We start from the raw sequence: 13,397 nt of genomic DNA on the forward strand, positions 1-13,397 counted from the left end.
GTGTTCCTTCACTGAGCATAAATCCTCTTTTTTACGCAAAAAAAGAATCCATAAACTATTGGATTCTTTTGACAACGGCCTTTTAAGCCTCTTTTTTAAATTTTATGCTCGCTTCAATAAACGCTGCAAATAGCTTTTGTGCATGCGGATCTCCTGCTATAGCTAATTCCTCTGGGTGCCACTGGACAGCCAAGCAGAATGGTAATTCCTCATGTACCACTGCTTCAATAATGCCATCACTTGATTTCGCTGCAACTTTTAAATTCTCCGCTAGTACATTCACTGATTGATGATGAAAAGAATTGACGGCAATTTTCTCTTGTTCCAGAATAGTGGCTAATAAATTCTCCGCAATAATTTGTACATAATGCGTTGCTACTGATCTACCGGCCTGTTGCATATGTTTAATAAGCTTTGTACTATAATGGTCACTATCAATGTCCTGATATAACGTCCCGCCTAATGCAACATTTAATATTTGGATACCCCGACAAATACCGAAAATAGGCATTTTTCGTAAAAATGCAGCCTCAATTAATGCTAATTCTACGGCATCTCTAGCTGGATGAATTTTACCTAACTTTGGTGAAGGGTCCACTCCAAATAAAAAAGGATGTACATCATAGCCTCCCGATAGCAATAAGCCATCCGTAAGGGCTAAAATTTGTGCAGCATCTTCCTCAACCCCTAACGGAATAATGAGGGGGATACCGCCCGCCTCAATAATACTTTTGCTGTAAGCAGCATTTAAATGAGCTGATAAATCATCTTCTACAAAAGCTGTAATTCCAATAATCGGCTTCACTTGATTCCCCTCCACAAAATTGAAGATTAAATACTTACCAAAAACCTAAGTACCACTTGATGAACGAATCTCCATAGAAATAAACAATATTAGCGGCTAATGCAATTGATGGGCCAAAGGGAATAGGTGTTTTTCTTCCCTGTTTACGCTTTAATAAGACAACTATTCCGACTATCATACCAATGATAGCAGCTAAAAATAAAGTCAACAGCGTATGAATAGTACCGAGAACAAGACCAATTAAAAAGAATAATTTAATATCCCCTCCTCCCATTCCACCTTTCGATAAAACCGCAATACTATATAATATGCCAAAACCAACGAGTGAACCCAATAGGCTGTCCCACCAAGGTGTTAAAGGTGATAGTACACGTCCAATGACCAATATAGGCAAAAAGAATAAAAGAATCTTATCTGGAATTAACAGATAAGTAAAATCTGAAACAACTATAATGACTAACAATGAGATGAACGATAAAGCTACTATGAATTCCATGCTCCAGTTTAGCTTCAAATAAGCAAGGGCGAATAATCCTCCAGTCAACAATTCTATCGCTGGATATACTGACGAGATTTTAAAGCCACAGCCCCGACATTTTCCTCTTATAAACAGATAAGACAATACTGGCACTAAATCAAGAACCGTCAATGGTCTTTGACAGTTTGTACAATGGGAGGAAGGAAGTACAAGAGACTCCTTCCGCGGTACACGAAAGCCAACTACATTATAAAAAGAGCCAAAAACTAGACCAAATAAAAAAATGATAATTGTATAAGCCATTTCCAAATTTATGTCCTCCTAAACCAATAGGCGCCCATACAATCCGTATGATGCGCCTATTCGTATAATTATTGTAGTTTTGCTCGGTAATACACGTAACCAATGTTATTCAGAACAAGGGACATAGATAATATGTGATGTATTTGAGGAATATTTTCACAAAGGATTTAAAGTACGATAAGAAGAAAGAAGGAGTAGAGTAAGAGTATTATCAGTTTAGCACAAGATAAAAGAGATTCCAAAAATCATTGGAATCTCTTTTATTTATTTCCTCAGTAACCTACCTGATAACAGCATGCCAATGCCACCAATTGTTATAAATAGAACAGCTCTAATTAATAAATCAAGTGCTGATAGGTCGAAGAAAATCAGCTTGATAAACGCAATGACTAAGATAACAAAGCCTGTAGTGCGAAGTGTTTTTAATTGTTGCGTGGAACTAAGCCATAACGAAATACTCGCGGTTAGAAATAATGTAATCGTTGTAAGAGCTATACTTAGTTTCCAATCAAGTAGATGACTATACGTAAATTGATGAACGAGCCCCCATATCGAGATCATTGTGAGTACGACACCTGAGCTAACAATAGCGTCTACATATTTCCCCATTCGTTCTGCATATAGCCGATAAATACGGCCCTTTACTAGAACGTCCACAATAATCGCCACTATTACTGCTATATAAACTAATCTGGTCATCATACTTAAGCTGTCCAACATAGAAGGCTTTGCGCTGACCATCAAAGAAAATACGATAAAGAATGCTCCCAGCACAGGCGTTAGAACACGCCCTTTGAATTTCTCTGACACGAGCAGAGTTCCTGCAAACAAAGCAGCTAGTGCCATACACATCAAATACTGAATGCCATTTGTTGCCGCAAAATAGGCTGTATCTAGTTTGCTCATATAAGCTAAGAAGTAGCCTGTGGTGATTACTGCTAAAATATCAATAGCATATACATCCTTCATGACTTTCTCAAAAGGTGATAACGTTTCTTTTGGGCGTCTAGCATACAAGTAAATGACTACAAGATAAATAATCGGCATGAACAGGCTTACATGATTAAAGCTCATAAATGGTGTTGGTTCATGGAAAATAAAGTTTAGCAACAATGTCATCACAAGGAAAAATGATGTGACTACCTTCATCATACTGGCCCGTAATCGTAAGCTCATCATTACACCTGCAAATGCGATCAATGGATATAGTAAATCATCCACTTTATCAGGTATATTCATGATAAGTACCGTATTACATACGGTCATAAATGCGAGTGTTATAGCACTATCAAATACTTCCTGCCATTTTTGACGATGACTATAAAACGATAATGCTATGAATAAACCAAACAAAACAAGTAGCACTGCTTCCCCATATTCTAGTGAGCGTATGATCAGGTTCATCAGCAATAAACTAAATGACCCTAACGAAAATTGGAGGCCAATATGAAGAGCTCTCCATTTAGATTGTGCATGAAATAATCGACACCAGCTTGCATAAAAGATGGCTAGTATAGCAAGTAAACCAAAAGCAAAGACAACTTGCTTATCATGATTCATAAATGCAACAACACCTATTGCCACCACTGAGAAAAAGGCTGAAATATAAAGGGCAAGCTTCTGCTTGTGCTGTTGGACAACCAATTGCAGCATGGCAAATAAAACGATAACAAATAGTAAAATAATGATGGCACTAAAGTCCATATATTCTAATAAATAAGGTAGTAATAATGAGGTAAAAGCAACAAAAATAGTTAATGCCTCATTTTTCTTTAAGTAACTTATTGCAATACCATAGCCAATATAAAGAATCGTAATACCAAGCGCTGGTGTGAGATGGATGATCTCGTATAAAATGGCACTAGCTGCAGTCGTTAAAATACCAACAATAAATGCTCCGCCATATAATGAGACGGTAATAGCGGGAGAGCCTACTTTTCTACGTTCCAGAATATAAGCGATAATCGCCAATCCTACCGATAATGAATAGGCAAGGATGATTTTCACGCCATTCGATAAATAACCATAGTCACTAACAAGTTTGAGACCCCAAAGTACCCCCATAACTAAAATAACCATGAATACTTTTGGAAGTGCCCACATAACACGTTCCTCCATCGATGGCTGTGGTTGCACCTCTTTTTGTGCTGTTTTGACTGGGGTAGTCTTCGACTCCACTGTTGGTTTTGGTGTTGGTTTTGGTTTTATTGGAACCGATTGCTCGATCATTGACTGTCTTGCATCAAGAGTATTTATTTTCTCATTGCTTTGAATTCGCCTTAATTCACTTAACTCCTGACGTAACTCTGCCATTTCCTCCTCAAGTTTAGCCACTCTTCGTTCCATTTCAAGGGACATTCAATCATCCTCCCCACTGTATCAATTTTCTAACATTATAACATATTTATCCTTATTGTAAAATTACACTTTTTGAATACTTTATCGTGGTCTCCTATACATTAATGCCTTTTCACTATCACTTGTACCTTTTGTCGTTGGGTCTACTATGACACCCATTAATACAAGAATAGATAGAACTGTATTTAAAATAGCTGCAATTTGCTCACTTATTGCAGCTGTCAAATCAAAGCCGAAAATCGCTCCTACTTGTTGTGCGAGTAAGAGTAACAATGAAAATAGACCTAATAAAAATGGTATATGTTGAAGACGAACCTTCCAGTTAATTCTCATAAAAGCTCACCTCCCCCCCTCTTGAACCAGTATATGCAGGGAGGTTATGTAACACATATGCAAAAATGGAGCTTTTGACAAGTTTACTAGGTATTTTTAATAATAATTTGCGAACTAAACTATTTTCGAGTGAAAGACAGACCGGTTGTAACCATAATGCCAAATTCATATAGTTAGTAAGGTTGCATCCTGGCAGGAGATGCCCGCCAATTTACTGAAATCGAGGGTGATTGAGATGGTGTACGAGTGGAACGCATTGAGAGCTATTGCTTGCTTAAGTATTGTGCTATTGCACGCGACGACAAATATTGAAATTATTAATGGCTTTATTGATCAACCTTTCTATCAATTTTTTAGACTTGTGCTATGTGCCGCCACACCCATTTTCATTTTATTATCCATTTTAATATTAGCTAATCGCTATCAACATCAGCTGCCTTCCCATTTTTTATGGCATCGATTTCAGTTTATCGTCATGCCGTTTGTAGCTGCTGGTATTTTATATGCGGCTAATGCAGCCTTTCATTATCATGAAAATTTTTGGTATGCCCTGTATCGTCACATTATTTTGGGGGATTTTTCTGGGTGGTTTGTCATGACGATTTTTCAGCTCTATATTCTATTTTTTATTGTAAAAAAATATAATCTATCCTGTATATGGTTTGCTCCCATAATGTTCTTACTAGGGGTTTTCTATATGACACTAGCAAAATTAAATATAGATTATTTCGTAAATAACGATCATTTTATACGACTGCTCTTCGTAGGCTGGCTTCCTTATTTTGTATTTGCCTATTTCATGGGTCGTCATTATGAAAGATTCACATATTATCTCGTTAAATATAAATTTTTTACCGTTTTATCGGTTATACTTGCAACAGTCATTATCTATTTAAATTATTATTTGGGCGACCAGCAAATTACATCACGAAGAATCGATATGATTCTATTTGTGTTAGCGATGACGATTTTTATTTTAGCATTTGCCCAAATTTTACCTAAGCTGTCCTTCATCCATACCATAAGTCGTTATTCCTTTGGTATCTTTTTAATTCACTGGCTTATTCAAGAATATCTAGCTCCCTATAGTGCATTACTCCCTACCACTTCTCTACAAGTTATTTCACTTTTTCTAGCTAGTTTTGTCGTCTGTATGTTGCTCATAAAAATTATTTCCTTTCTCCCCTTTAGTGCATATTTAATCGGCAAATCTCACCAAAAAAAGTCAATCCAAAATTGAGGAAAAAATTTGATACAATGGATAATAGTTCATTAATTACGACGAGTACATTTATTACGTGTTGTGGATTTTAACATCATTTTAGAATGTATTTCCCTATTTTTTTTCGGAAGCACTCTCTTTTTAAGTGTCTTCCTATTAATTACTGCTAGCATGATTAGGAGGAAATGAACAGAATGAAACAAAAAGTGATTGCCAAAATAATTGGCTTAGAGTTTCTTATCATACTTTTCTATGTTGGTAACGGAGCTTTTGTTTCTATTAAAGAACCATCAAGCCCTTTGTTACAGTTTGCTATGTTAGTTCCACTAGCATTGGGACTCTTCATTTATATTGCCCTGAAAAAAAACTGGCAAATGTATTTCTTTCATCCTATTCAAAAGAATCATTTATTAATGATTTTACCGCTACTTTTTGTTTTAGGAATCATCCTTGTAAGTACTAAAGGATTAAATCTCACATCGATTAGCGATCTTATTTTTATGTTTTTAATGCAAGTGCTTATTGTGGCATTTATAGAAGAGACCATATTTAGGGGCCTTATGCTGCGAATGCTTCTTGCCAAGGGTGCATTTACAGCGGTATTCATTTCTAGTTTATTGTTTGGCATTACACATGCTTTACAATTACTTGGTGGGCAATCGATTGAAGATACTATTATTCAAATCATCTATGCCCTTTTAGTGGGCCTTGTTCTTTCTTTACTTATTTTAGATGGGCAATCGATTATTATTACCATTCTTTTCCACGGATTCAATAATTTCTTTAACTTTATGGGAAATGTAGAGAGCCCTACGCTTAGTGGTTATCTTATTATTTTAGTGCTATTTGTCTATATGCTTGTTTTATGGAAGCGAGTAAAGAAATCCTATGCTATAAATTCCATGAAAAATGCCAAGTCCATCTAGGACTTGGCATTTTGATTAGAATAAAAGGTGGCCCACTAATGCAGCAATTGGAAGTGAGATAAGTGTACGTAATATAAATATCACCACTAAATCGAAAAATTTCAATGGAATTTTCGTACCTAAAATAAGTCCACCCACCTCAGACATATAAATTAACTGCGTGACTGAAACAACTGCTATGACAAATCTAGTGGTATCAGATTCAATCCCTGCACCTAAAATAGAAGGCAGGAACATATCTGCAAAGCCCACAACCATTGTTTGTGCTGCTTGTGCCGCCTCTGGTAAGCCAAGTACTGTTAAAATAGGCTCAAAGGGTTTGCCTAAAATCACAAAGATACTCGTAAATTCGGCAAGCATTAGGGCAATCGTACCAAAAGCCATTACGATAGGTGCAACACCAACCCATAAATCAATAACATTTCTAAATCCATCTTTAATAAATTTGCGTGGGTCACGATTGTCATGGGCAACAGCAAGTGCATTTTCTAAGCCATGTGAGACTAAATTATAGCCCTCTGGTAATTCCTCACGTGAATAGTCTACAGGCGTACCATCTATATATGTATCTTCTTTCTGTGCAAGTGGATAGATACGGGGCATAATAATCGCTAGTACAATTCCACAAAAGACAACTGTTAAATAGTATGGAATAAAATAGCGTGCCAAATGAACCGTATCCAATACTACGATACAAAATGTAATAGATACTACCGAGAAGCTTGTTGCAATAATAGCTGCTTCTTTTTTGGTATAGTTCCCCATTTCATATTGTTTACTAGTCATTAAAACACCAATCGTTCCATCACCGACCCATGATGTAAGGGCATCAATGGAAGAACGGCCCGGACTTTTAAATAGGGGTCGCATAATTCTCACCATCATTGTACCGAAAAATTCAAGAAGCCCGAAATTAGTCAAAAACGGCAAGAGGAATCCAGCAAACAAGAAGATGGTAAATAAAAATGTGACAAGACCATCATTAGGATCCATCAGTAGTCCACCAGTATTTTCGTTGTTGATGGCAAAAGGACCAAAGTTAAAGACAACCATTGAAGCAAAAACTAAGCCGATACAGCGGGTAATCGTCCAAAACCAATTAACATAAAACAATGTATCTAAAATACTTGGCTCTTTCACGTTTTTACGAGGAATAAATTTAGCCATAAGTGCGCCAATTGCTGAAATAGCAAACATAAAAATTGTAAAATAACTAATAATAGGAGCAACAATAGTTGCTAAAACATTTGCTAAAATTGCAATTGGTACCTTCCAGCCTTCTTCTGTTAAGACAGGTGTCATAAATAGAAAAATACCAATTAAAGAAGGGATGATAAAATAAACATATGTAGAAACAGCATATTTTTTCATTTTTTGATTAAAACCTCATTTCTATTAATCATGAAATTGCAACTTGATCTATTTCTCAATCTACTATTCTATAAGCTCTATATGTTGTGTTCATTCAAAACCTCCCCTCATAACCTGTTATAGTACTATTATAAAAACAATAGAGTTTTGAGTTTTAAACAGAAAAATACTCACATCATTCATGTTTTTATAACATTACTGTGTTATAAAACTATTTTAAACGCTATAAAGCCATTGGTTCAATCTCACATTTTTCTGAATTTTTATACAGGCAACAAATGCTTCAATCAAGTATAACAATTATATAAGATAACAAACAGAAATTTTTAAAGTAAGAAAAAGTGAATAAACATCACATTTATTCACTTTGAGGAATTTGTAAACTTTATGAGGTTAGACGAGTCTTTTGATTTTAGGACAGGAGATACAAAAGTCATTTGCTTCATCAGATGTATGGTAATAGAAACAACATGTTTTTCTTAAGCGGATAGGTTGCTCAGATTCCTTTATTGTCACTTTAGGTCCACAATATTTAGTCAGAGGATTTTTCTTCTCGCCAAAGAGAGCACCTGGTGCCTCATGTACAATATAGGCATAATCCTCTTGTAGGCGAGTAATTTCTTGCTCATTGGCCCCTTCTCTTATTTTCGTTTCATATAGCCAATTGACATAAATAGCTGTATTTTCCCATAAGATTGTTTTTGGGATTTTACTTACTTTCATTAATGACTGCCACACTTTTGCTAGATTGTCCGCAAAAATTCCTTTCAGCACCTCGTCACGCCATGATTTACGATCAATTGTTGGCACAGACACCGTATGATCTATGAACCGAACGTTAGGTAGCCATGGCTTCGCATGTCCTTCTGCTTCCACCCAAATATTATCAATAGCAACGTGTAGCCCTTTATCGTATCTCGACATGGCATAGAATGCTGAAGCCATCGTCAAGACACTATAACGCTTTCCAAATAACGATGCTGTCACTAATAAAGAGGCCGATTGAAAAAAAGGTGCGATTGTTTGTAAATAGACTAGGGCCAGTTCAGAGTCCAATAAATTTTCCGCTCTTATGGAGTAAGTAGCGTCTATCGCGGGCTCAAACGTCAATCGATAATCGCTTAATAGTATGGGTATTTCTTCAGCTGACAATTTGTTGCTCAAGTGGCCGCTACCTCCTCAAATGCTTCCATCTGAACTGTTCTTCCCTTACCATGCGGAACACATAATGGCGTTCCAAATAGAGGGTCTCTCATTATGGTACAGTCCATCCGAAAGACCGCTTGTACCATCTCAGGTGTCACCACTTCCTCTGGCTTTCCTTGTGCGTATACCCGTTTATTTCGCACAGCTACAATATGATGAGCATAACGACAGGCTAAGTTTAAATCGTGTAATACCATAACAACTGTACGGCCTTCATGTTCATTCAAATCAAATAGTAAATCTAAAATTTCTACTTGATGAGCCATATCTAAATAGGTTGTAGGTTCATCTAGTAAAATAAGATCCGTTTTTTGAGCCAATGTCATAGCAATCCACACACGCTGACGCTGTCCACCTGATAATGCATCTACTGGGCGATCCGCAAATTCGGTCATCTGTGTCACCTCAAGAGCATTGTTCACAATAGTTTCATCCTCTGTAGACCATTGCTTTAACCAGCTCTGATGAGGGTAACGACCTTGTTTAATCAATTGTTGGACAGTTAATCCTTCTGGTGCAACAGGTCCCTGTGGAAGAATGGCTAACCGTTTTGCCACCTCTTTAGTTGAAATGGCGTCTAGTGGATGATTTTCTAAGAAAATTTCACCTGACCTTGGTTTTTGCAGTCGGGCAAACGTTCTAAGGAGCGTAGATTTTCCACAGCCATTGGCACCTACTAGTACCGTAATTTTCCCTTTTGGTATTTGAAGATTCAAATCTTCTAAAATAAGATTTTCACCATAGCTAACATCTAGATTTTGTACTTCTAAGACGTTTTTCAAAATCCCTTCACCCTCTTCTCTCACGCTTTTAACTCATTTATCATTGGGCATTATTGATTGCGCGTTCTAAATAGTAAATATATAAAGAATGGTGCTCCAATTGCAGCCGTAAAGACACCTGTTGGTAAATCCTTTGGTAAAAAGGCTGTACGTGCAACAATGTCAGCTACAATGACAATAATGCCACCAATTATAGCCGTAACAGGTATTAATCCTGCAAAAGAACGCCCTACTAGCAATCTACTCATATGTGGGGCTACTAATCCAACAAAGGCAATTCCACCAGCAAAAGCAACTGCAGAACCAGCTAGCATTACACTAATAAGTAAAAAGAGCAAACGGTACACTTGAACTTTTACGCCCAGCCCTATCGCAATGTCATCTCCTAATTCCTTCACATTGACGGTTCTCGCTAAAACAAATGTTAGAGGTAATAAGAGAGTAACCCATGGTAAAAGCAAGTAGACATCTGTCATATTTGCCCCATACAAACTACCTGTCAGCCATAGATAGGCCTTCGTTGTTGCGGCTACCTCGCTGATCACCAACAGCATAGTTACCACTGCCTTTGCTAACGCGGAAATCCCAATTCCAATAAGCACCATACGTATAGGTGTGACACCTTTTCTCCATGACAGCAGGTAAATGATAAAGGAGATAATAGCCGCACCTAAAATGGCAGCTAACGGTAAAAATTGAATGCCCACTGACCCCATAAAATACACGATAAAAATAATCGCACCCATGGACGCCCCACTCGTTACACCAATAATATCTGGAGCAGCTAAAGGGTTGCCTATGATTCCTTGTAAAATTAAACCAGCAACTCCTAGCGCAGCACCAACTAATAAGGCCATTAAAATACGCGGAAGCCTTAATGTATGTAAGACAAAATCGTACTCTCCGTTTCCGTAGCCTAATAATTCCTTCACTACGGTGACAGGATGAATAAAATCGCTACCCGCAGATAAACCAATAATCGTTATGATGACTAATAATAAGCTTAACAGTAGTATAATCCAACAAGTCTTTTTGGCGATTTGAAAAGATATGCGATCGGATTTCGTTCGAATCGTCCTATAATTAGACATTTTTAGCTAACCCCTTTCGTGCAATATAAATAAAGAAAGGAGCACCAATTAATGCAGTCATTACACCAATTGGCATTTCTAATGGCATAATTACGTATCTTGCTGCTATATCTGCAAGCAACAGCAGTATGGCTCCTAATACCGCACTGTACGGTATAATCCAACGATAATCCATGCCAACAAGATGAATCGCTATATGAGGGACAATTAAACCAATAAAGCCAATCGAACCTGCTACAGCAACTGAGCTACCTGCAAGAATAATTATGATGATGCCAAGTGTGAGTTTCGTCACCATTGTTCGTTGTCCCAATCCTTTTGCAATATCATCACCTGATTGTAAAATATTTATAGAACGACACATACCTATTGCTATGATCGTGCCCCCTAAAATAAATGGTAGGACAGGTATGAGCATGTCTATGCTACGACCTGATACTGACCCCGCTAGCCAAAATAGTACACTTTGTAAACCTTGTTCATCAATTACTAAAAGCCCCTGCGTAAACGAGACAAATAGAGCTGTAATCGCTGCACCAGCTAGTACTATTTTAATCGGTGTTAAACCATCTCTTCCTAATGATCCAAGGAAAAACACCATAGCTCCCGCTGCACCAGCACCTAAAAAGGCAATCCACATATAACTCATTAAAGAATTAACAGAAAAAAGAGTAATGGCACTGACAATAAAAAATATTGCCCCTGCATTAATACCTAAAATATCAGGAGCTGCTAAAGGGTTTCTTGTTAATGCCCGCATCAATGCTCCCGAGATAGCAAGGCTTGCGCCAACTACTGTAGCGATCACAGCTCTTGTAAATCTAGATGTTCGAATAATGACATGCTCCTTATTAGCAGCATCATAATGAAAAATGGCATCATAGATTGACGAGAAGGGAATAGATGTTTGACCAATAGTTATGCTGAACATAAACGTCAGCAATAGGACCAAACAACTGATGAACATCCCTATTTGTTTCATCGAGGTAGTAGAAAGAAAAATTCTCATTTTGCGCCAACTTTCTTGAACCACATTTTATCTTTTGAGAAAAGTTGTAGGTTTTTATAGGCGAAACACTACAAGGAGAGGGCTGTCTCTCAAGCATTCTCTAACACTTTAAACAGCCCTAATCACTTTCTCTATTTATCTAATTCAAATTTGTCATAAATATCATCTAGCATTAAATTAGCACTAATCAATCCGCCAGCTAGATTCCAATTGATTTCATCTACTTGGTAAACTTGATTTGCCTTCACAGCATCGAGCTCTTTCCATAGAGGATGATTTGTCCACTCTTCATAATTCTTTTTCACAGCGTCATCATTTTCCATAAACATATAAATGACATCGGCATTCATTTGCGCAATACTTTCTTTATCTGTTAGTTTGACGATCTCCAATGAGTCATCAGTTAAATTTTTAGGACCTTGGAAGCCAAGCTCTGACAATATAGAACCTGCATATCCAGTTACATAAATACGTGCATGGTCTGCTCTGAAATTGACAACCGCAACATGGAATGGCCATTTATCGCCAAGCTTCTCTTTCATTTTTGTTTGGAAATCAGCAACTCGCGTATCCCAATCTCTAAATAACTCTTTAACCTTTTCTTCCTCATTCATTGCTTGACCCATCATTTCTGCTGTACCTTTGAAATCAAATACCGTTTCATGAGCAACGGTTGGAGCGATTTGTGATAACTGATCATAAATTTCCTCATGACGAACTTTCGATGCAATGATTAGATCTGGTTTAAGCTTTGCAATTTCCTCAAGATTTGGTTGTGTTTCTTGTCCCACAACTGCAACACCATCTAAATCTTTTTTCAAATAATTATAAAAAGGTGCTTCTGCCCAAGATTCTACTGCTCCTACTGGCTTAATGCCCATTGCTACTGCAACATCAGTAGCCCCTTGGTATAGCGTAACGATTTTTGTAGGTGTTCCTTCAATTGTCGTAGTACCCATAGCGTGGGTAATTTCACGGCTAGAAGACTCTGTATTACCTTCTTCAGCTTTATCAGTTTCTTGCGAACTACTACTAGTGTTTGATGCTTTATCTCCACATCCAACCATCAAGAGAGAGAAGATTGATACTAATGCAAAAAGAATAAAAATATTTTTGTTACGTAGTGATAATTTCGACATACATTTCCTCCTAAATTATAATCAATAACGATAATCATTATCAATTAAAGAGTATACTGTATGACTGTTTGCTTGACAATATCTATTTTTTCAAAAAATATACTTTTTTAATAATTTTATTGTTAATTTAGCTTCCAACTCAATCATCTATAGTTTGGAAGCATTAGGTTTGTTGGTTATTTGTAAAAATTTCGACACAATTATCGCAAGATGCAGAGGACTATTGTTTAAACACTAGATCGATTCACTACTATTTTGACAACAATAGAATGTGAAAAATGCGATTTGTAGTTCCTTTTTTCACCTAATGTGAAGGCAATTCTACATTAGATGTTCTACCATTCCAGTGACTTGTTAGATTTACCTATTCAATA

At 36.9% G+C, this 13,397-nt stretch carries 12 protein-coding genes; 2 read left to right on the forward strand and 10 right to left on the reverse strand.

Features of this window, described 5'->3' with window-relative positions:
• Positions 1-82 precede the first annotated feature (82 nt).
• The 4 genes from ACP3VS_RS00725 to ACP3VS_RS00740 all read right to left on the reverse strand — a co-directional run bounded on the left by ACP3VS_RS00725 (position 83) and on the right by ACP3VS_RS00740 (position 4,277).
• Positions 83-805, reverse strand: coding sequence for a gamma-glutamyl-gamma-aminobutyrate hydrolase family protein (locus tag ACP3VS_RS00725; RefSeq protein WP_031419078.1), 723 nt, complete (start codon positions 803-805; stop codon positions 83-85).
• 34 nt (positions 806-839) lie between these two features.
• Positions 840-1,592 carry a prepilin peptidase gene (locus ACP3VS_RS00730; RefSeq protein ID WP_031419077.1) on the reverse strand — a complete coding sequence of 251 codons (753 nt, stop codon included), beginning with the start codon at positions 1,590-1,592 and terminating at the stop codon, positions 840-842.
• A gap of 258 nt (positions 1,593-1,850) precedes the next feature.
• The gene (locus tag ACP3VS_RS00735; RefSeq protein WP_012293380.1) at positions 1,851-3,944 is read right to left on the reverse strand and encodes a DUF2339 domain-containing protein; all 2,094 of its coding nucleotides are present in this window, start codon (positions 3,942-3,944) and stop codon (positions 1,851-1,853) included.
• An 81-nt stretch (positions 3,945-4,025) separates the two neighbouring features.
• Positions 4,026-4,277: a phage holin gene (locus ACP3VS_RS00740; protein ID WP_012293379.1), complete on the reverse strand. Its 252-nt coding sequence runs from the start codon at positions 4,275-4,277 to the stop codon at positions 4,026-4,028.
• Positions 4,278-4,512: 235 nt separating this feature from the next.
• Here ACP3VS_RS00740 and ACP3VS_RS00745 point away from each other — a divergent pair, with 235 nt between their 5' ends.
• Positions 4,513-5,517 carry an acyltransferase family protein gene (locus ACP3VS_RS00745; RefSeq protein WP_257216106.1) on the forward strand — a complete coding sequence of 335 codons (1,005 nt, stop codon included), beginning with the start codon at positions 4,513-4,515 and terminating at the stop codon, positions 5,515-5,517.
• Positions 5,518-5,693: 176 nt separating this feature from the next.
• Entirely contained in the window at positions 5,694-6,425 is a 732-nt protein-coding gene (locus tag ACP3VS_RS00750; RefSeq protein ID WP_031419074.1) for a CPBP family intramembrane glutamic endopeptidase, read from the forward strand.
• A gap of 15 nt (positions 6,426-6,440) precedes the next feature.
• Here ACP3VS_RS00750 and ACP3VS_RS00755 read toward each other — a convergent pair whose 3' ends face one another.
• The 6 genes from ACP3VS_RS00755 to ACP3VS_RS00780 all read right to left on the reverse strand — a co-directional run bounded on the left by ACP3VS_RS00755 (position 6,441) and on the right by ACP3VS_RS00780 (position 13,023).
• Positions 6,441-7,796, reverse strand: coding sequence for a YjiH family protein (locus ACP3VS_RS00755; RefSeq protein ID WP_012293376.1), 1,356 nt, complete (start codon positions 7,794-7,796; stop codon positions 6,441-6,443).
• A gap of 393 nt (positions 7,797-8,189) precedes the next feature.
• The gene (locus ACP3VS_RS00760) at positions 8,190-8,960 is read right to left on the reverse strand and encodes an IucA/IucC family C-terminal-domain containing protein (protein WP_031419072.1); all 771 of its coding nucleotides are present in this window, start codon (positions 8,958-8,960) and stop codon (positions 8,190-8,192) included.
• Positions 8,957-9,784 carry an ABC transporter ATP-binding protein gene (locus ACP3VS_RS00765; RefSeq protein ID WP_031419071.1) on the reverse strand — a complete coding sequence of 276 codons (828 nt, stop codon included), beginning with the start codon at positions 9,782-9,784 and terminating at the stop codon, positions 8,957-8,959. Before ACP3VS_RS00765 ends, ACP3VS_RS00760 begins: the two co-directional genes overlap by 4 nt.
• A gap of 50 nt (positions 9,785-9,834) precedes the next feature.
• Positions 9,835-10,875 (reverse strand): FecCD family ABC transporter permease, encoded by a 1,041-nt coding sequence (locus ACP3VS_RS00770; RefSeq protein WP_012293373.1) that lies wholly within the window; start codon positions 10,873-10,875, stop codon positions 9,835-9,837.
• Complete coding sequence (locus ACP3VS_RS00775; RefSeq protein ID WP_426388291.1) at positions 10,868-11,884, reverse strand: FecCD family ABC transporter permease; 1,017 nt, start codon at positions 11,882-11,884, stop codon at positions 10,868-10,870. Before ACP3VS_RS00775 ends, ACP3VS_RS00770 begins: the two co-directional genes overlap by 8 nt.
• 131 nt (positions 11,885-12,015) lie before the next feature.
• The gene (locus tag ACP3VS_RS00780) at positions 12,016-13,023 is read right to left on the reverse strand and encodes an ABC transporter substrate-binding protein (RefSeq protein WP_426388292.1); all 1,008 of its coding nucleotides are present in this window, start codon (positions 13,021-13,023) and stop codon (positions 12,016-12,018) included.
• Positions 13,024-13,397 lie beyond the last annotated feature (374 nt).

The sequence above is a fragment of the Lysinibacillus sp. VIII_CA genome (assembly GCF_049943995.1).
GTDB lineage: Bacteria > Bacillota > Bacilli > Bacillales_A > Planococcaceae > Lysinibacillus > Lysinibacillus pinottii.